Source organism: Alkaliphilus hydrothermalis (assembly GCF_016908555.1).
Lineage (GTDB): Bacteria > Bacillota > Clostridia > Peptostreptococcales > Natronincolaceae > Alkaliphilus > Alkaliphilus hydrothermalis.
On the sequence record NZ_JAFBEE010000005.1, the window covers coordinates 68,150 to 88,603 of the forward strand.

The following is a 20,454-nucleotide window of genomic DNA, read 5'->3' on the forward strand; positions in this document are numbered from 1 at the left end:
TAATTTAACTTTATATTTTTTTACATTTTAAAACCTACTTAACTGGAATCACTACAATAAACTCGGTTCCTTTGCCAACATCACTATTCACTTTAATTCTTCCATTTAAAGATAAAACAATGTGTTTTACAATGGCCAGTCCAAGACCTGTTCCGCCAACCTTCCTTGTCCTCGCCTTATCCACCCGATAGAATCGTTCGAACAATCGGGGAATGTCTTTTTTTGGTATTCCAATGCCTGTATCTTTGACAGTTATAATAATGTTGCTATATTTTTGGTAGGCATTTAAGTAGACTTTCCCTCCATTTTGAGTGTACTTTATGGCATTGTCCACTAGATTAATGAGCATCTGCTTAAACCAGTCTCCATTTCCTGTAATGATTGGTAGATTAGCTTCAATTTGGGTTAACAATTCAATCTCTTTGTTGGCAGCAATTGGTCTCATGATTTCCCCAATCTCAGATAATACATCGCTGGTGGAAATTGCCTGTCGCACCATTCTGGCTTGAATATTTTCGATTTCAGATAGGGTAAGGATGTCATCTATGAGCCGTGTCAATCGTTCTGTTTCTATATCAATAATATCTAAAAATCTCTGTTTTGTGTCTTCATCATCTATCGCCCCAGATTTCAAAGTCTCCACAAATCCACTGATGGAGGTTAAAGGGGTTTTCAACTCGTGGGACACATTTGCCACAAAGTCAGAACGCATTTTTTCCAATCGTCGAATTTCTGTTACATCCTCTATTAATGCTACAATTCCAATAATCTTGTTTGGATCCTCCTCTAGCTTGATGGGGTTCGAATAGATTTTAAGTATTTTTTCGGGCTCATGGGTGCTAATCTCAATTTGGGTTTCAAGATTATTTTCAAAGATTTCCTTTAAATGATCATCTAAAACATTGTTGCGAACCACCTCTAATATATGCTTACCTAGGGTATCTTCCATTCTAATCTGGAATAATTCCTCTGCAGCTGGATTGAGAAGAATCAAACGATGCTTATTATCAACTGCTACGATGGGATTCTTCATACTGGTAAGCAAGGCCTTAAACTTAGTATTATTTTCTGATAGCTGTCCTATGGTCACTTTTAAGCGTTCCGCCATATGATTAAAGTTATCTGCCAGTTCTCCAATTTCATCGTCGCTGCTGACCTCTATTCTTTTGTCAAAGCCCCCATTGGCAATTTTTTTCGTACCTTCCGTCATGTCTCTAATGGGCTCCATAATCTTATGAATAAAACGATAGGCCAACATAAGGGATGCCAGTAGACCTACTAAAATAGAAATACCAATATAGTAGAAGAGAGTTCGATTTATCTGTTGTATTTGCCTTAGGTTGACTGCCAGACGGATTACCCTCAAGTCACTCTGTTGGAAGCTCACCGGAATCGCCACATAAAACATTTCCTCATTTACCGTCACGCTCTCCCGAATAGCCTTTCCAGTGTTTCCTTCTAGGGCAGCCTTTACTTCTTCTCTTTCTGCGTGGTTTTCCATTTCTTCTTCTTTAGCTCGAGTATCTGCCAGTACGGCACCTCGATCATCAATCAGCGTTATTCTTGCATTGATTCTTTTTCCATATTCTTCAGCAATTCTCCTTAGTTCTTTTTCAGTAATTTCACCGTCATGTTCCCTAAGGAATTGTTCAATTAATAAACCATTGGTAACGAGCCGATTTTCCAGTTCCCTTAAATGACTTGAGCGAATTAGGCTAAGATTTAAAAAGCCAGTCAAAAATATCCCTAGTAACAAAATGATAAAAAAGGCTCCAAAAATTTTTCTTTGCATATTTCCACCTACTTCATTTTGTAGCCCACGCCACGGATGGTTTCAATATATTCTCCTGTCTCATCGTCTCCGATTTTCTTTCTCAGGTGTCTGATATGGACATCAACGGTTCTTGTTTCTCCAAAATAGTCATATCCCCACACTTCGTCCAATAGTAGATTTCTAGATAATACTTTCCCTCTATTTTCAATAAGAATCTTCAATAATTCAAATTCCTTTAAAGTAAGTTCGATCTTTTCACTACCTATCCTAACTTCATGTTTTTCCGTATCCATTACGAGGTCCTTAACCTTCAACAGGGTATTTTTAACCGTTGGCTGCTGATCCTCTGTCCTTCTAAGAACAGCCTTGATTCTAGCAACTAACTCCCTCACACTAAAGGGCTTTGCCATGTAGTCATCTGCCCCCAACTCCAACCCAAGGATCCGATCAGTTTCTTCACTTCTGGCAGTCAGCATAATAATAGGAAGCTTTGCCAGACCATCTATTGTCCTAATTTTTTTACATACCTCGAGACCGTCAATTCCTGGTAACATTAAATCCAATACCACTAGGTCCACAGGGATTTCCCTTAGGAATTGGATACATTCCTCTCCATTGTCTTTTGTGGTGACTTCAAAACCATTCTTTTCAAGGTTAAACTTTATTAACTCTAAGATATGCTCCTCATCATCCACTACTAAGATTTTCTTTTGAGCCATCTCAGCACCTCCTATAGGATTATTTCAATGATGGATGCCATCCTTCCTGTATTCCCCTTCTCAAACCGATGAGAAAAGTATAGGTCGGTGTTACATCCAGTACAAATTCTACTCTTTACTATATTTCTATCTTGAATTCCGATTTCCTTTAGGGCTACACGGTTGGCCTCCCATAAATCAAGCATATATTTACCTCCATCCTTTGCAATAACAAAGGTTGAAGTATCTGTAAAATTCATGTTAAATTTTTCAACAACATCCTCCGAGACCTCGTAACAGCATTGACCTATAGAAGGACCTATGACAACAATTATATCCTCAAGTCTTGATTGATATTCCTCCAGCATTTTCATCACTGTTTTCTGTCCTATTTTTAAAACAGTCCCAGACCATCCAGCATGGGCCAATCCTACAGCTTTTTGATGGGGGTCCACCATCAATAACGGTACACAGTCGGCAAAGTATGTAATCAAAGGAACTCCTCTTTCATTTGTAATCAATGCATCAATACTGTCGAAATCCATATCTCTAGTAAATCCCTTTCCTTTATCCTCTGCTGTCACCACCTTCACCTGATCCTTATGTACTTGGTCAGATGCCACAAGGTCGTCAAAGTTAACCCCTACTGCTTTACTAAAACGTTTTGTATTCTCGATAATGTTATGGGGACTATCTGGAGTTAGTCGCCCTAGATTCAGTTGATTAAAGGGCTCTGGACTGACTCCCCCTATCCGAGTACTAAAGCCATGTCTCACAAAGGGAATTTCCTCTATCCTTTTAAATTTGACTACTTTTACTCCATCTTTTTCTATTATCTTAAAGTCCATTTTTCTTTCCTCCCTTAAATAACTTCACAAAAAAGGACAAGCGAAAAACCCTTGCCCCCCTAAAATCCTATTAATCTTTTTTGTCCTTTAATAATTTCATCAATTCATCCATAAATGTATTAATATCCTTGAATTCCCTATAGACGGAGGCAAATCTAACATAAGCCACCTCATCTATGTCTTTTATTTTGTCCATTACTAAGCGACCGATTAACTCTGTAGTAACTTCTTTTTCCATAGAGTTGTACAGATGTTTTTCTATTTCTTCCACCATATGCTCTATTTTACTAAGGGCTACAGGTCTCTTTTCACAGGCCCTTATAATACCATTCATCATTTTATTTCGGTTAAAGGCCTCACGGTCACCACCCTTTTTAACTACGATTAAAGGTAATTCTTCTACTTTTTCATAGGTGGTAAATCTTTTGCCACAAGCTATACATTCTCGTCTTCTTCTAATCGCCTGTCCTTCATCGGTAGGTCTGGAATCCACCACCTTTGACTCCTGATGTACACAAAATGGACAATTCATAAAATCCCCCCCTCATTTCAGCCGAAATGCTTTATCTTACATGGTTTCATTATAATATACAACATTTGCAATGTCTAATATTTTTAATTATTTATCGTCCTTTGTTATCTCTTTTCTTATAAATTCTGGCTCCAGCACTACTTTTTTAGGCTCTTCCCCTCTAAATCTTTGATTGATGCTTTGATTATGACTTTGATTATAGGCTTGGGGCTCTACAGTATTTTTCATTTCCACTAAGATAACATCTTCGCCTATTTTTTTGATCTGATCCCAACTAATCTCATATTCCACCTCTTTACCAAATAAGCCTAAAAACTTTCCTGTCCCAGGAATGATAATGGCATTTACTCTCCCCTTTGCCAAATCCACCTCTAAATCCATGATCATGCCGATTCTTTTACCATCGGTGGTGTTAATGACTTCCTTTTGTGTTAAATCCGATGCCCTCAACATAAATATCCCTCCTAATCTATCCCATTCAATCCGACAATATTCAGACCAAGTTTTGACGACTCTATACATGGAACTTGCTTTTTATTTATATATATATTTATAGACTTGTCTAAGGATTTATGACTAAATTAGAAAAGTAATTTTAAAAAGCCACCCAACAGGGTGACTAAATAAACTTCCTCATATGCTTCAATGCCGTTTTTTCTAATCTTGAGACTTGGGCTTGGGAGATGCCAATTTCATCGGCAACCTCCATTTGGGTCCTTCCTTCAAAGAAACGAAGGGATAGTATTAGTTTTTCACGATCATTTAATCGTCTCATGGCCTCATTTAAGGCTATATTGTCAATCCAACATTCATCTTCGCTTTTTTCATCACTGACTTGGTCCATGACAAAGATAGTATCACCACTATCATGGTAAATCGGCTCAAATAGTGATACAGGGTCTTGAATGGCATCTAGGGCAAAAACTACATCTTCTCTGGGAATCTCCAGTTGTTTTGCAATCTCCGTTACTGTAGGTTCCTTCCCATGCTTATTTGTCAATTGATCCCTTACCTGTAGTGCCTTGTAGGCAGTATCTCTAAGAGAGCGACTCACCCGTATTGAGTTGTTGTCCCTCAAGTATCTTCTAATCTCCCCAATAATCATCGGTACAGCATAGGTAGAAAATCTAACATTTTGACTTAAATCAAAATTATCAATAGCCTTCATCAATCCTATACATCCCACCTGAAACAAATCATCAACGTGCTCTCCTCGATTATTAAACCGCTGAATCACACTTAACACTAATCTTAAATTCCCTTGAATAAATTCTTCACGGGCTGAATTATCCCCCTTGTGGATTCGATCAAAGAGCTTTCGCATATGTTGATTTGTTAACACTGGTAATTCTGATGTATTCACTCCGCAAATTTCTACTTTGTTTATGTGCATAGTAAAATTTCAGTCCTTTCACAATGAATTACCCCTTTACTATTTTAATTATTGACGGATTGTTCTTTTTTATACGAATATAGAGAGTCCTCAAGTAAAGATTCTATTGGTAATTTATACTATAAAAAATCCTCCATTGATAGACGATTTAAGCCATCAAAACTAATCATCTTCACCACAGCAAAAAGCCAGCACCCTTGCGTATTTTTATATACGCTTTTAGTGGTGACTGGCTTTTCTGTCCTTCAATCAGTTTATTGGCTTGTATAATAGCTTTAGACCATCCGATTGATTTCTTTTTGTAGTCGAACAACGATTCTCTTTTCCAATCTAGATATGTAGGACTGGGAGATTCCCAAAATATCAGCTACTTCTTTTTGAGTTTTTTCTTGCCCAGAAAATAATCCAAAACGAAGCTCCATTATTTTCTTTTCTCTTTTTGATAATTTATTTAGTGCAATTTTTAATAGTTCTTTATCTACTTCTTCTTCTAAAAACTTATAAATAATGTCATTTTCTGTTCCCAGTATGTCCGATAATAGTAATTCGTTGCCATCCCAATCTATGTTTAGGGGCTCATCAAAGGAGACCTCCATCCTTACCTTATTATTTCTTCTCAGATACATCAGGATTTCATTTTCTATACACCTAGATGCATAGGTGGCTAATTTAATATTTTTATCTGGATTAAAGGTATTGACAGCTTTTATTAGACCTATAGTGCCAATGGAAATTAAATCTTCAACCCCTACACCAGTATTCTCAAATTTTCTTGCTATATAGACTACTAAGCGAAGATTCCTCTCAATCAAGATGGTTCTTACAGTACTTTCATCATCCCTTAGCTTTGCAATTAAGTACATTTCTTCTTCATTGGTCAAGGGTGGGGGTAATGCTTCACTACCTCCAATGTAAAATACACTCTCTTCTTCAAATATATTTAATTTTCGCTTTAATTTTATAAGATAGTACCTAATCACCAATCTACATTTTGACAAGAATAATTTCACTTTGCAAACCTCCTCAAAGTCTTCTAATAGTTTTTATACTAAATCTGGATGTAATAATGCTCTATAATCGCCTGTTTTAGAAAGCCGCTTACTATAAATTGCGATTATGATCTCTTGAACGTTTTTTAGATCAGATTCCCTTTCGATCACTACAGAATCAGGCTTGAATCCCACCAACATTCCATTTTCTGTACCAAGGGCTTGAAAAGGAATGAATCTTAATCTAGTCATCCAGGGGGTATTGTGTAGTAGCATTGTTATTTCATCAAAGTTAGGAAACTTTGAGCCAATGAAGGCATTTTTAAGATACTCTGGAAATAGTTTTAGAACTGCATCATATTCCACGATCATAACGGGATAACTTGTAATGGGGTCCTTTAGAGAGTTTCCTGTATCCACTAATCCCTTCAGCTCCACCAGTTCTCCATTCATTTCTATTTTTACATTGGTATAGATTTTTTCTCTGGATAATTGTTTTTGGATATAACCCCAGCAGAAATTCACCAACATATAAGCAAAACCACAGGATAGCATAATATTTTTTAAGGATATATTTGTTGTATAAAAAATCCCATTACTGATAATGCCATTAAAGCTAGTAAAATAAAATAATGCGAATGCCGCTCCCCCAAAAATCAGTGTAATAAGATAAAAGATTCCTAGTAAACGAAAGAAATCCCTGAATCTATAGGGGGAAAATCCCACAATAATAATTAACATGGAGCATGCCACCTTCATCAACATTGAATACATGAAATGAAGTGAAGGAAAAAATAGTATAAAGGCATATAAAGCCCCCATTGATGATGCCAATACCAACCTAAGCTTCCTAGATTCTACTTTCCCAAACTTAGCTGTTAGGGATAATATAATAAAATTCATTATGAAATTTTCAAGAAAAACATATTCAGCATAAACAATCATTTTTACACCCCCAAGAGGGACAAATTATATACTACTATACACATATTCACTTGAGATTAACTTTATGTATATTATATAAAAAATCAAGCTAGTTTTCTGTCATTTTATGAAGTCGAAATTCTTCTAAAAAAGTCCATAAAAAAACCAAAGGACAGTCTAATCCTCTGTTTTAATTGGTCTATAAGGTATTATTCTACTAATTTTACTAAATTATTATACAACTGTTCTTATCGGAGGGAGATGATGGCTGTTGGAAAAGTCCACAAAATAAGCCCAGGGGCTGATCCCTGAGCTTTAACTCACATCTATTTTTTTCTTCTTAGGAAAATTGGTATATCTAAATCATCAGCTTTTACTTTTTCTTCACAACCTGCAGCCGCTACTTCTTTAGCATCTTTAGCAGATTCAGAAATCAATAGCTTCCCTTGCTTGTCTACGTCAGCTAAAAAGCCCTTCTCAAATCCAGTAGCAATAACTGTGATTCTAATTTCATCCTTAAGTTCTTCATTGATTACAGCACCAAAGATAATATTTGCATCTTCATCGGCTGCCTCAGTTACTAATTCAGCTGCTTCATTAACTTCAAATAATCCTAATCCTGAGCCACCAGTGATATTTAATAATACACCCTTAGCTCCTTTTATTGAAGTCTCTAACAAAGGACTGTGGATTGCCTGCTTCGCCGCCTCTACCGCACGATTTTCTCCACTGGCACGGCCGATTCCCATATGGGCTAGACCCTGCTCCAACATGATTGTTTTAACATCGGCAAAGTCAAGATTTACTAGTCCTGGTACAGCGATTAAGTCTGAAATACCTTGAACCCCTTGCTTCAATATATCGTCAGCAATTCTAAAGGCCTCTAACATAGTTGTCTTCTTCTCAATTACCTGTAATAATCGATCATTCGGAATTGTCACTAAAGTATCTACTCTTCCCTTTAACTCTTCAATTCCTTGTTCTGCATGGGTTAATCTTCTTTTACCTTCAAATGTAAAGGGCTTTGTTACTACCCCTACAGTTAAAATGCCCATTTCCTTTGCTACTTCTGCTACAATAGGCGCTGCCCCAGTACCTGTTCCACCACCCATACCTGCAGTTACAAATACCATATCAGAACCTTGAAGTAGCTTACAAATATCCTCTCTACTTTCTTCAGCAGCCTTACGCCCCACCTCTGGATTAGCACCAGCTCCTAATCCCTTAGTAAGTTTTTCACCAATTTGTATTTTATGTTCAGCTTTAGAAGTGTATAAAGCTTGTTTATCTGTATTAACAGCGATAAATTCAACGCCCTTTAAACCAGACTCAATCATACGATTAACGGCATTATTTCCACCACCGCCAACACCGATTACTTTGATATGAGCAAATTGTTCCATATCTACATCAAATTCTAACACAGTATTACCCCCTTGTTATGTATATAAGCTTTTATAGTTGTTTGATCGTAGCATTAGATTACTTGTCCTATTTTTTACTTTAACATACAGCAATCATAATAGCTATAGGCTAAAGTACTAAATTTACAATAGGTTTAAAAGTATTTTACAGCTGATAAGGTTCAAGTTAATGATGATAATTTAAAATAATAATACTATTAACTAATTCAACAAAAATAACAAATTTCCTCTTAATTATTTAGGATATTTATGGATTATGATAATTTTTTTCTTTCAACGATTAAATATCTCCTAATCATGGCAAAGTTTTGGAATAATCGATTTCCAAATGCAAATATTGCTGCATAATAAAGAGGTACTCCTATTCGATCCCCAATATATGCTAGAATTCCAGCTAAAATTGCATTTCCAAAAAAACCTGAAACAAAAATCTCTGTATTAAATTTGTTTTCCATATTTGACCTCAATGCTCCAAAAACTGAGTCAAGGGCCGCTAAGATTGCAACTGAAATATATAATGAATAGGTGGTTGGATATTCTATCGGCAAATAAAGTCCTAAGACAATTCCGATCACTAATCCGATTAAGGCTATAATCATTTTTATTCACCTTCCTTTAATTTAATATATTGAGTAGAAACGCTTCCAGTATGCTTAGGAATTCTTACCCTAGGACTTGTCTGTGATTCGACGATGATTCCATAGAATTCACTGAGCATGTATCCATGGGATTCGGGGGACTTCACAGCAGCTTCTAATGTAGCCGGATCTCCAATTGCCTTAATAATAAACGGTTGACCGTAGGTATGTTCATCTATAGTGATGGTGGGACCTGCACACTTGATCTTTGTATTTGAAATAATCCGCTGTCCATTAATGGATATCGCCTCTGCCCCAGCAAAACGTAATTCATTAAGGATAGCCACCACATCTTCTTCATGGATAATTAGGTTTACTGGGTCTTCCCATTCATACATTTCCCGCTCTGCATCACTCAATTTAACAATTATACCAGAACCTTCCAAATCAACAAAACCACTGTATAGCTTAAGCTTATTTATTTCACTGTGGAGTACTTCTACAATACTTACTTCATTTTCACTGGCTTTTTGGTATTCTTCTAACCGGTTTTTTTTATCCCTCAACAGTCCCAGTAGATTTTCCAATTCTGCCTTTTCTTTGTTAACTTCATTTTGAAGATCCGACATTGTCTTTAGACTAACAAAACTATAATCCTCATTCATATTCATCAATTGAATGGTTAAAACAAATCCCAATATCATAAAGATTATCAGCATAATCCCGTTGTTATAGATTTTTTTCATGATTCGTTACCCACCTTTATTCACTACTGACCAATATCCAATGGCTTAGCAAATTTAAAATTAGTGACTTTTGTATACCGAGGAAGCTCAATGGAATTCTGTTTTTTTACATTGATGTTTATCAAACCCATTTCCTTAATATTCCACACGACCCCAAATCTCATATTCATAGCTGCCTCCAAGGTTTCTGGATTTCCTATTGCCATGATTTGATATGGAGGATTAGTTGGTACAGAATTAATATACAAAGCATTCGAGGTATAGTAAATCTCTGTCGTAGCCATATATCTTTGGTCATTAATAGCAATGGCTTCTGCACCAGCGGCATTCAGCTTATTGATAATATCCAACATGTATTCATAATTATATTGCAAGAAACTACCTTCAGTTGGATATTCTGTAGGCGCATCCTCTAAGGTAATTACAATACCATCACCCTCTACAGAACTATACCCCGATAAAATTTGGTATTTTTGCAAGTCATTTTTTAGGTTTTTAATTATGAAACTCTCATCTACTTCACTTTGTTCATATTCCTTTAATCGGCGATCTAGTTCCACCATTTCCTTATTTAAGCGATCCTTTTCAGTCCTCACTCGCTTAAGTTCTACAGTTAATTGTTGGGCTCTTTGGGTGGACAAAAAACCACCATCAGTCGTATTTCGCACCGTCTTAAATTGCATAGAAATAATTAAACCTAAAACTAAACAAACCAGGCCTAAGGCTAGTTTCCCCTTTATATCCTTCATTTTTTATCCTCCTAGATGTTTCGATCCTTCACTGTAATATGCCCTTCGTACCTCATGTCAATAATAACATCTCTTCGATTAATTGTATATAGATTAACTAGTACTTCCTTGAGGGCAAGCATGAGATAGGCCGGGTTTTCTGCTTTCCCTAACTGGACCTCTATCCCATCAAAGGTGATTAGTCTAAAATTAGCTGATTCAGAAATGTTGATTTCAGAAATCGTATCCATCATTTCTGATAAATTAGCTGCCTCCAGTAACTTTAGAACCTTTATTACATCTTCTGTATTCACTAAATCTGCCTTTTCCCCTACCTTTAGGGTATTAAATTTAGCTCCAGTAATTAACGGTATTTGTTGCGTTAGTCCATTGTCCTTTACCCCCAACACAACCCCTTCTTGATCAATATATAAGTAAGAGCCCATATATGCCATTATAGCATACTCGCTTCTTTCTTTCACTTTAATCGTTATTTTTCCAGGTAATTTCCTCTCAACGTAGGCTTCTTTAATATAGGGATGGGCCTCCACATTTTCTTTAATCTCCCCTAAATTGTATTTAAGAATGTTTCGTCCCATCCCCAACTTCGATATTTGAAAAACATCCTCTTGTTTTAAGGTATTATTCTCTAATATAACTACGTCTTTTAAATTAAAAAAGTCTGATTGAAGTAGGGCATAAATTCCCCAAAGGATAAAAACAATAATCAATAATATTGAGGTGATTGCCTTCTGTATTTTTCTTTTTCTTAACTTACGCTTTTTAACCGCTTCATAATCACTCATTTTTCATCCCCTACCTTCATCACTTGTCCACAGTTTCTCCAAAATGAATAGCAGTCTAAGACTGCTATCCCACAAAATCATCGTTGGTAATCTATGGAGCTAAATTCGTTGAATATCAGCTCCAACAGATCTCAGAACTTCATCTAAGTAATCATAACCCCGTTCTATATGATGCCCCTTTTCAACGACTGTTTTTCCCTCTGCCGCCAATGCTGCAAGTATTAGAGCTGCTCCACCCCGTAGGTCTTTAGCATTAACAGTGGCTCCTGTCAATTTATTAACACCTTTAACGATGGCAACTCTACCATCCACCTTGATATTTGCCCCCATCCTCATCAGTTCCTCCGAATGTTTAAATCGATTCTCAAAAATAGTTTCTATAAACACGCTAATTCCATCGCTGACAGTCATTAGAGCCATCATTTGGGATTGCATATCGGTGGGGTATCCTGGATAAGGTAATGTCTTAATTGAATCAATTGCAATCAATTTATCAGGTGCATCTAATCTTATTGTATTATTTTTACATACTACATGGCAACCACATTCTTTTAGTTTATATAAAATAGATTGTAAATGTTCAGGAATTACATTATTTAACATGATACTTCCTCTGGTAATAGCTGCAGCAGCTAGATAAGTCCCAGCTACGATACGATCTGGGATAATTTGATGCTCTACTTCCTCCAGCTCTGTTACCCCTTCGATGGAGACAGTAGCACTTCCAGCACCAGAAATTTTTCCACCCATGGAATTAATGAAATTTGCAAGATCAATAATCTCGGGTTCTCTAGCAGCGTTTCGTATTATCGTCGTTCCCTTTGCAAAAACAGCTGCCAACATAATATTTTCCGTTGCACCTACACTTGGGAAATCCAGTTGTATTTCAGCCCCCCGTAACTCCTTCGCTTCACAGAATAGGAATCCATGTTTTTCAGTAATATTAGCCCCCATTTCCCTTAAAGATCTCAAATGAAGATCAATAGGTCTAGGTCCAATTTCGCAACCACCTGGATAACTGATGATAACCTTTCCATACCTCGCTAATACAGCACCAAGGAAAATAATAGAGGACCTCATTTCCCGCACTAAATCCTCAGGTATCTCACAGCCATTCATTTCACTAGAGTCAACTACTAAGGATGACCCCTCTCTTTTTACACTACACCCTATTGACCTTAATATTTTTGTCATAACAATAACGTCCGATAGTTCTGGTATGTCATGAAGCACGTTTAACTTACCATTTAAAACAGTTGCAGCCATAATTGGAAGAACAGAATTTTTAGCCCCGCCTACTCTAACTTCACCGGATAATTTATTTCCTCCAACGATTACATATTTACTCACTATTAAGTCACCTCCAGAGTTTCATTATGGTATATATTTAAAGTAGTTGCCCGCTAATAAAAACAGCAAATATATAAACATATTATGCAGGATCTCTGGAGGTGTTCCTCAATTTTTATCATCTCAATAGCTTAACAATGGCTTCGTAAATTTTTTCATTCCCCTCTACCCTTGCCTGCTGCCTGCTGGCCAGTTTCATTTTATCAAGTCCATCGGAATGTTGAAGAATTTTGTCTATGCCATTGTACAGGGATTCCCCCGTAAGGTTATTTTCCTTAATCATAATCGCTGCCCCTTTATCAGCTAAAGCTCTCGCATTATACTCTTGATGATTTTCTGCAGTATGGGCCTTGGGAATTAGGATAGAGGCTTTACCTGCTGCAGTCAATTCCGATAAAAGCATTGCACCAGCACTGGTGATAATTAGGTCACAGGCTTTTAATGCATAGGGCATATCATTAATATATGGAACTATTCGATGCTTTTCTATTGTTGAACTGCTTTTAGGTAAACTATCCATCACCTTTGAATAGTGATTTTTCCCTGTGGCCCACAACAATTCAAATTGGTCGTTAGGATGTTTCTCTAGTAATTGAATAACAGCATTGTTTAATTTTGCAGAGCCACCACTGCCCCCCACCACTAATATTAAAGGTTTATTGGGGTGCTTTGGATATTTAATCAATGCCTCTGCTTCTGTGACTTTCAAGAAATCTTCTCTGATAGGATTGCCAGTAACGATAATCTTATTAAGATCTTTAAAGTATTTCTTTGCATCATCAAAACTAACCGCTATCACATCAACATATCGGGCTAAAATTCGATTAGTCAGCCCTGGAAACACATTTGACTCATGGATCAGGGTCTTAATCTTTAGTTTTGCTGCAATAAATAGTACTGGTCCGCATACAAATCCACCAGTACCCACAACAACATCTGGCTTAAAATCCTTCAAAATCCTTCGAGCCTCCATCAACCCCTTTAAAAGAAGCCCACCACTCTTAAGGTTATGAAGGGATATCTTTCTTTTTAAGTAACTGACGGGAATATGTTTAATTTTATACCCAGCTTTAGGGACAATATCACTTTCTAGCCCCTTTTCCGTTCCGATAAATAAAATTTCCGCCTTAGGATTTTCTTCTTTAATTTTATTGGCAATGGCAATCGCGGGATAGATATGACCACCTGTACCACCACCACTGATGACTACCTTCATATTTTCAACTCCTATCAAGGTTGGTATGTCTAGATATATTTAGTAAGATCCCCGACAAGGCCATGAAAATAACAAGGGAATTTCCCCCAAAGCTTATGAAGGGTAGGGGCATCCCTGTAACAGGCATTGAGGACGTTGCAACAGCTATATTAATAATAACCTGTACCGCCACCATAGAGACAAAACCTGTGGCTAATAGACAGCTAAATAAGTCTGGCGCATTGATGGCAATCCGTATTCCCCTCCAAATGAGGACAATGAATAGTAGAAGAATCGTTGCTCCGCCAATAAATCCTAGTTCTTCACCAATAATGGCAAAGATAAAGTCATTTTGTGGTTCCGGCAAATAGAAATGCTTCTGGACACTCCTTCCTAATCCTCTACCAAATAACCCACCTGAACCTAAGGCAAGAAGGGACTGTACAGCTTGGAACCCTGTATTACTTGGATCTGCCCAAGGATCAAGAAATGCCGTAATCCTGGCTGCTTTATAACCTTTTCCACTCATGAATATATAGCCGATCATGGAGGCTACAGCACCAAACCCTGCTGAGGCTAACCCGATAAAATGGGATAATTTCATTCCTCCAACAAAAATCAACGACATAATCACTACTGAAACAACAAAGGCGGTACTAAAATCAGGTTGCATATAAATCAACCCAAAAAATAGCCCGATGAATAGCAAGTAGGGAAGCACCCCATAAACAAAACTTTGCATCTTTTCTTTTTTCCTTGTGATACTGGTGGAAACAAAGATAATTGCTGCAAATTTAGCAATTTCCGAAGGCATTACTGAAATAGAGCCAACTCCAAGCCATCGCTGTGCTCCATTAATTCTCGTACCGGCAGGAGTTAATACTAAAATTAGTAAAGCAATACTGACCAGTACAATCAAATTAGCTAACTTCTTCCAATTCCAATAGGAAAATCTAGCACAAAAATTCATAGCAAAGGTTCCTATTAGTGCCCAGATTACAACCCTTTTTAAAAAGAAGTAACCGTCATTCATATTCACCAATGCATAGGAAAAGCTAGAGCTAAACACCATAATAATTCCCATTACGACTAAACTTGCCACTGATAAAATAATGGTGGAATCATATGGATTCTTTTTTGCCATGTTAAGCCCTCCTTATATTTGAAACGATTTCTTTAAAGTGCTTACCTCTTTCTTCAAAATTCTTATACATATCCCAGCTGGCGCAGGCTGGGGATAATAAAATTGTATCTCCCTCTGTCGCAACTCCATAAGCTAGCTTCACAGCTTCTTCTAAATCCTTCACCTTTGTTACTTGGTGGAAATTTAGACCCTTAGCAGTTTCATATATTTTTTCAGCTGTTTCTCCATATACCACCATTTTTTTCACTTTACCATTAAAGGCTTCAATGAATTCCGTGTAATCATTACCCTTATCCATCCCCCCTGCTAGAAGGATGATTGGTGCTTTGATCCCCTTTACTGCGTTGATGGATGCATCAGGATTTGTTCCTTTAGAATCGTTAATAAAAGCCACGCCATTTACTTCTCCAACATATTCAGTTCTATGCTCTACTCCTCCAAATGTCCTTAGGGATTCTGCAATGCTTTCAACATTAATTCCAACCAGGAAAGCCATCGCTGTAGCTGCTAATGCGTTCTCAAGGTTATGGTCTCCAGGCATTTTGATTTCATTTGCTGCTAAGACCCTCTCTTTTCTTCCATCTAGCAAGACAACAATATTACCATCTTCCACAAAAACCCCTTCAGATAGAATTTCTTTCCTACTGAAATAGATTTTCTTCGCCTTTAGTCGATTACTGGCATCTCTAACTGTTTGATTGTCATAATTAACAACTGCATAGTCCCCAGAGCTTTGATTTTGAAAAATATTTAACTTTGCTTCTAAATAATTTTCCATTGTCTTGTGACGATTTAGATGATCTGGCGTTAGATTTAAAAGAGCCGCCACCTTTGGATGGAACTCCACTACACTTTCCAGCTGAAAACTGCTAACCTCCATTACCATAAAATCATTAGGGGTTGTTTCTAGTGCCTTTGATATGGCGGCAACTCCAATATTTCCAACAACAAAGGTGTTTTTTCCCCCATGCTTGAAGATTTCACCCGTCAATGCAGTGGTTGTGGTTTTTCCATTGGTTCCTGTAATGGCTACTACCTGGGCTGAAGCAAGTCTGTATGCCAACTCTATCTCACCAATGATTTCAATATTTTCATCCCTAAAGTATTGTATAAAAGGAATATCCAATGGTACTCCTGGTGATGCCACTACCAAGTCGATGCCACCTAATTGTTTTATATCTTCAGGGTGTTTTCCTAGGATATAGCTTGCCTCTATTCCTTCTAATTCCTTTAAAGTGTCTACTAGTTGCTCCTCAGACTTTAAATCATTTACGATAATTTTTGCTCCTAGCTTTGAAAGTACTTTTACTAAAGGGACTCCCGTTACTGCTAAGCCTATTACAAAAACTACTTTATCTTTTAATTTCATACGATACCTTCTTTCTTAGCCCAAGGCTATAATTCCAACTAAACATAAAATAACTGTAACGATCCAAAAGACAATAACAACTCGAGTTTCTGGCCAACCGCTTAATTCAAAGTGGTGATGTAGAGGACTCATTTTAAATATACGTTTACCTGTTAGCTTATATGAAGCAACTTGTAAAATTACAGATAAGGATTCTGCAAAATAAATTCCTCCAACAATTGGGATGATTAAGGAGACATTCATTAAAATCGCCACCGTGGCAATTGCTCCTCCCAATGCTAAGGAACCTGTGTCCCCCATAAATACCTGAGCTGGATAAGAGTTAAACCTTAAAAATCCAAGACAAGCTCCTGTCACTGCACCTGCAAAAATAGCAAGGCTTGGCTGTCCCCAATTCAAGGCAATTAAACTGAAAAAAGCAGCTATAACAAGAGTTACACCAGCCGCAAGTCCATCTAATCCATCCGTCAAGTTTGCACTATTTACTGTTGCAATTACCACAAACACAATAAAGGGTATATACAGGATTCCCAAATCAAGGTACTGAGGAATCACAATATTACCCAAGTTGAAACTTCCATCCACAAAAGGAATTAATATCCTCGTTCCTGCTGAGGAAACATTAGACTGATATATTGCCAACATGATTGCTACCATCATCTGAAGAATGATTTTTTGATAAGCCCTTAATCCAAGGGACCTCTTTAATACAACCTTAATAAAATCATCAATAAATCCGATAATCCCAAAAGCAACAGTTGCAAGTAATGCCACTATTAAGTCTCTATTCATTACCCCTGCTGTAACAGATGTTATAAGTATTGAGAGTATAATGATAATACCACCTATTGTAGGCGTTCCACTTTTAGACAAATGGCTCTGGGGGCCTTCTTCCCGAATGGTCTGCCCAACTTTTAATCTCTTTAAGTAGGGGATTACCAAGGGCCCCAATATTAATGTTATTGCGAATCCTATGATAATGGTATAAATCAACTGCTTGTGTTGCATCATGGTGCTAGCTCCTCTCTTGTATATAGTTAATAATTTCTTCCATTTTCATTCCCCTGGAGCCTTTTACCAAAATGACATCCTTCTCTTCCATTACTCCCTCTAGTAGTTCTATTGCTCCATTGTTATTTTCCACTGAATAAATTTCTTTAATTCCAATTCCTATATCCTTAGCTTCTTCAGCAATCCATTTCGCTGCAGTGCCAACTGTTATCAGTATATCAATTCCTGTTTGAGCTACAAATTCCCCAACTATTCGGTGTCCTTCCTCTGCAAAACTTCCCATCTCTAGGATGTTCCCTAAGATGGCAATTTTTCTTTTTCCTTCAATACTCTTTAATACAGTTATGGCTGCCTTCATGGAGTCTGGACTTGCATTATAGGCATCGTTGATGACTTTTAGCTTAGGCAAATTAACAATCTCCAGTCTCATCTTGGTTGGTATGTAGCCATCTAAACCCTTCTGTATTTCATCTGGAGTCATACCATTATGGAGTCCAATCCAAATTGCAACAAGTCCATTATACACATTGTGTAATCCAGGGTATTTAATAGAAAAGGTTTTTGCTTCTTCCTTTATTGTAAGAACAATTTTAAAGCCAGCCTCTCCTAGGTCCTCTACAGCATTAGGATAGAAGTCATTCTCCTTTGAAATACCAAAAAATATTTTATCGTAGGAGCTCTCTTGACCTCTTAAATTCTTAAGATATTCGTCGTCACCATTAAGCAGAAGGTAATCTTCCTTCTTTAAATAAGTAGCAATTTCCATTTTTGCCTTCAGGATTCCTTCTTTACTTCCTAGATTCTCAATATGAGACATTCCTATATTGGTGATGACTGCAATATTAGGTCTAACAAGCTCAACTAGGCTTTCAATTTCTCCAAAGGAGGACATTCCCATTTCAAGAATACCCATTTGATGTTCTGCCTCAAGATTAAACAGTGTCATAGGAAGACCTATTTGATTGTTGAAGTTCCCAACATTCTTTAGGACATTAAATTTAGCTGCAAGTACGCTACTGATTAAATCCTTTGTAGTTGTTTTTCCTGTACTGCCTGTTACCCCCACAAAAGGAATATTGAATAATTGGCGGTAGTGGCGACTGATTTCCTTTAGGGCTACTAGCGTATCCTCAACTTCAATAATATTTACCGATTCTAGTCTAAAATCAAGCTCAAAATCCTTTGCCTTCAATACTGCAATTGCTCCTTTTTCTATTGCCTGGGAAATGAATCGATGTCCGTCGAAATTTTCACCAACTAAAGGAATGAATAGTGCTCCTTCTTGATTGGTTCTTGAGTCTGTAGAAATGGTAAAAATCTCATTTCTACTGCCTTGCTGAATTAATTTTCCGCCACAGGCACTTGTAACCCAATCTATTGATAATTGCTTCATATTAGACCTTCCTCCCTTGCAATTTCAATTGCAACCTGTTCATCATCAAATACTAAGACCTCTTGCCCAATCACTTGAGTCTTCTCATGTCCTTTACCTGCAATGATGACAATATCCCCTTCTGTAGCATCTTTAAGGGCATATTTTATGGCTTCTCTTCTATCTTCTATTACTTCATACTTTCCATTTGTCTTGCCAATTCCTTCCTCCACCATCAATAAAATCTTTTTAGGGTCCTCTGTTCTAGGATTATCGGAGGTTATGATGGTCAAATCACTTAACTCTCCAGAGATTTGCCCCATCACTGGTCTTTTAGTTTGGTCTCGATCTCCACCACAGCCGAAGACTGTGATTACCCTCTTGTCTTTTGCAAATCCTTTTGCTGCTTTTAGAACATTTTCCAATGCATCAGGAGTATGGGCATAATCAACAATAACCGAGAACTTTTCAATTTCCTTTACCATTTCAAATCGTCCTGGTACTCCCTTGAACTCCTCTAGCGCTTCCACAATTTCTTTTGCAGGAACCTTTAGCACGTGACAGCTTACGATTGCTGCTAAAGCATTATATATGGCAAATTTTACAGGTATTCCCAGGGTAATTGTTTCATTAAAGTTTGGTCCCACCACATCAAAGGTTACTTCTTTAAAACTCATTTTTATATTTTTTGCAACATAATCTGCTTCTTCCTCAATTCCATATGTGAGGAGGGGAACGTCGAGTTTTTTTACTTCCTTACCAATCACTTTACCATCTGCATCATCTATGTTGATGACATTGCATAAGCTTGTTTTATAAAAAAGCTTCTTCTTGGCTTCCCGATAGCTCATTAAATCTTTGTGGAAGTCTAAATGATCTGGCGATAAGTTGGTAAATACCCCAACTTTATAAGTAATCTCCTCAACCCTTTCCAAATCCAAAGAATGGGAGGATACCTCCATCACACAGGAATCTATCCCTACATTTTTCATCTTCTTGAACAGTTTTTGTAAGTCTAAGGACTCCGGTGTTGTCCTCGTAGCATCAATTTTTTCTCCATCCACCAAGGTGGCAATTGTTCCAATCAGCCCAGTTTTCCTTCCACTCTTCTCTAAAATACTCTTAATCATATATGTAACAGACGTCTTTCCATTAGTTCCAGTTACTCCAACTAAATCAATTGATTTGCTAGGAAAATCGAAGAATTTATTGGCAATAGCTGCCATTGTTTTTCTTGTGTTTTTAACTTTAATCATAGTTGCTTTACCAGTTTCTACTATATCTTCACAAAGAATTGCCACTGCTCCTCTTTTTATTGCATCCTCCACATACAAATGTCCATCGGTTTTAAACCCTTTGATGCAGATAAAAAGGCTATTGGGAGTAACTTTTTGAGAGTTGTAGTAAATTCCCTCAATCGTTTGATTGGTGTCACCCTTTACGTCGTCTATTTCAATGTAGTCCAACAATTCCTGTAACTTCACGATTCCCACCATCTCCTTCTATATCCTTATTTGCTATTATTGCCATTTAATAACTTTTTAAAAGGCAACTTCAAATTAAGACTTTGTAC

The 20,454-nt window shown here is 37.1% G+C and carries 20 protein-coding genes; all 20 read right to left on the reverse strand.

The annotated features are described in order from the left end of the window. Nucleotides 1-34 precede the first annotated feature (34 nt). The 20 genes from pnpS to JOC73_RS05440 all read right to left on the reverse strand — a co-directional run bounded on the left by pnpS (nt 35) and on the right by JOC73_RS05440 (nt 20,365). Nucleotides 35-1,792: a two-component system histidine kinase PnpS gene (gene pnpS, locus JOC73_RS05345; protein ID WP_204400930.1), complete on the reverse strand. Its 1,758-nt coding sequence runs from the start codon at nt 1,790-1,792 to the stop codon at nt 35-37. Between the two features lie 8 nt (nt 1,793-1,800). Beyond that, on the reverse strand, nt 1,801-2,493 hold the full coding sequence (locus JOC73_RS05350; RefSeq protein WP_204400932.1) for a response regulator: 693 nt from the start codon (nt 2,491-2,493) through the stop codon (nt 1,801-1,803). 11 nt (nt 2,494-2,504) lie between these two features. After that, on the reverse strand, nt 2,505-3,320 hold the full coding sequence (gene pgeF / locus JOC73_RS05355; protein ID WP_204400933.1) for a peptidoglycan editing factor PgeF: 816 nt from the start codon (nt 3,318-3,320) through the stop codon (nt 2,505-2,507). A 70-nt stretch (nt 3,321-3,390) separates the two neighbouring features. Further along, nucleotides 3,391-3,852: a transcriptional regulator NrdR gene (gene nrdR, locus JOC73_RS05360; RefSeq protein WP_204400934.1), complete on the reverse strand. Its 462-nt coding sequence runs from the start codon at nt 3,850-3,852 to the stop codon at nt 3,391-3,393. Between the two features lie 87 nt (nt 3,853-3,939). Continuing rightward, on the reverse strand, nt 3,940-4,305 hold the full coding sequence (locus tag JOC73_RS05365; protein ID WP_204400935.1) for a YlmC/YmxH family sporulation protein: 366 nt from the start codon (nt 4,303-4,305) through the stop codon (nt 3,940-3,942). 166 nt (nt 4,306-4,471) lie between these two features. After that, a complete protein-coding gene (gene sigG / locus JOC73_RS05370) occupies nt 4,472-5,245 on the reverse strand; it encodes an RNA polymerase sporulation sigma factor SigG (protein ID WP_204400936.1) in 774 nt (257 codons plus the stop codon). Between the two features lie 275 nt (nt 5,246-5,520). Further along, a complete protein-coding gene (sigE, locus tag JOC73_RS05375; RefSeq protein ID WP_204400937.1) occupies nt 5,521-6,255 on the reverse strand; it encodes an RNA polymerase sporulation sigma factor SigE in 735 nt (244 codons plus the stop codon). A 33-nt stretch (nt 6,256-6,288) separates the two neighbouring features. Continuing rightward, nucleotides 6,289-7,179: a sigma-E processing peptidase SpoIIGA gene (gene spoIIGA / locus JOC73_RS05380; RefSeq protein ID WP_204400938.1), complete on the reverse strand. Its 891-nt coding sequence runs from the start codon at nt 7,177-7,179 to the stop codon at nt 6,289-6,291. 305 nt (nt 7,180-7,484) lie between these two features. Continuing rightward, a complete protein-coding gene (gene ftsZ, locus JOC73_RS05385) occupies nt 7,485-8,582 on the reverse strand; it encodes a cell division protein FtsZ (protein WP_204400939.1) in 1,098 nt (365 codons plus the stop codon). A 254-nt stretch (nt 8,583-8,836) separates the two neighbouring features. Next, nucleotides 8,837-9,181, reverse strand: a complete 345-nt coding sequence (locus JOC73_RS05390; protein ID WP_204400940.1) for a small basic family protein — start codon at nt 9,179-9,181, stop codon at nt 8,837-8,839. Nucleotides 9,182-9,183: 2 nt separating this feature from the next. Next, nucleotides 9,184-9,906: a DUF881 domain-containing protein gene (locus JOC73_RS05395; RefSeq protein ID WP_204400941.1), complete on the reverse strand. Its 723-nt coding sequence runs from the start codon at nt 9,904-9,906 to the stop codon at nt 9,184-9,186. A gap of 23 nt (nt 9,907-9,929) precedes the next feature. Beyond that, nucleotides 9,930-10,655 (reverse strand): DUF881 domain-containing protein, encoded by a 726-nt coding sequence (locus JOC73_RS05400; protein WP_204400942.1) that lies wholly within the window; start codon nt 10,653-10,655, stop codon nt 9,930-9,932. 11 nt (nt 10,656-10,666) lie between these two features. After that, nucleotides 10,667-11,440: a cell division protein FtsQ/DivIB gene (locus JOC73_RS05405; RefSeq protein ID WP_204400943.1), complete on the reverse strand. Its 774-nt coding sequence runs from the start codon at nt 11,438-11,440 to the stop codon at nt 10,667-10,669. A 99-nt stretch (nt 11,441-11,539) separates the two neighbouring features. Next, on the reverse strand, nt 11,540-12,790 hold the full coding sequence (gene murA / locus JOC73_RS05410) for a UDP-N-acetylglucosamine 1-carboxyvinyltransferase (RefSeq protein WP_204400944.1): 1,251 nt from the start codon (nt 12,788-12,790) through the stop codon (nt 11,540-11,542). 118 nt (nt 12,791-12,908) lie between these two features. Continuing rightward, nucleotides 12,909-14,006 (reverse strand): undecaprenyldiphospho-muramoylpentapeptide beta-N-acetylglucosaminyltransferase, encoded by a 1,098-nt coding sequence (murG, locus tag JOC73_RS05415; protein ID WP_204400945.1) that lies wholly within the window; start codon nt 14,004-14,006, stop codon nt 12,909-12,911. A gap of 4 nt (nt 14,007-14,010) precedes the next feature. Next, on the reverse strand, nt 14,011-15,129 hold the full coding sequence (gene ftsW, locus JOC73_RS05420; RefSeq protein WP_204400947.1) for a putative lipid II flippase FtsW: 1,119 nt from the start codon (nt 15,127-15,129) through the stop codon (nt 14,011-14,013). Between the two features lies 1 nt (nt 15,130). Beyond that, nucleotides 15,131-16,498 carry a UDP-N-acetylmuramoyl-L-alanine--D-glutamate ligase gene (murD, locus tag JOC73_RS05425; RefSeq protein ID WP_204400949.1) on the reverse strand — a complete coding sequence of 456 codons (1,368 nt, stop codon included), beginning with the start codon at nt 16,496-16,498 and terminating at the stop codon, nt 15,131-15,133. Nucleotides 16,499-16,513: 15 nt separating this feature from the next. Then, a complete protein-coding gene (mraY, locus tag JOC73_RS05430; protein ID WP_243427863.1) occupies nt 16,514-17,509 on the reverse strand; it encodes a phospho-N-acetylmuramoyl-pentapeptide-transferase in 996 nt (331 codons plus the stop codon). Nucleotides 17,510-17,513: 4 nt separating this feature from the next. Beyond that, entirely contained in the window at nt 17,514-18,902 is a 1,389-nt protein-coding gene (locus JOC73_RS05435) for a UDP-N-acetylmuramoyl-tripeptide--D-alanyl-D-alanine ligase (protein ID WP_204400951.1), read from the reverse strand. Beyond that, a complete protein-coding gene (locus tag JOC73_RS05440; protein ID WP_330613119.1) occupies nt 18,899-20,365 on the reverse strand; it encodes a UDP-N-acetylmuramoyl-L-alanyl-D-glutamate--2,6-diaminopimelate ligase in 1,467 nt (488 codons plus the stop codon). Before JOC73_RS05440 ends, JOC73_RS05435 begins: the two co-directional genes overlap by 4 nt. Nucleotides 20,366-20,454 lie beyond the last annotated feature (89 nt).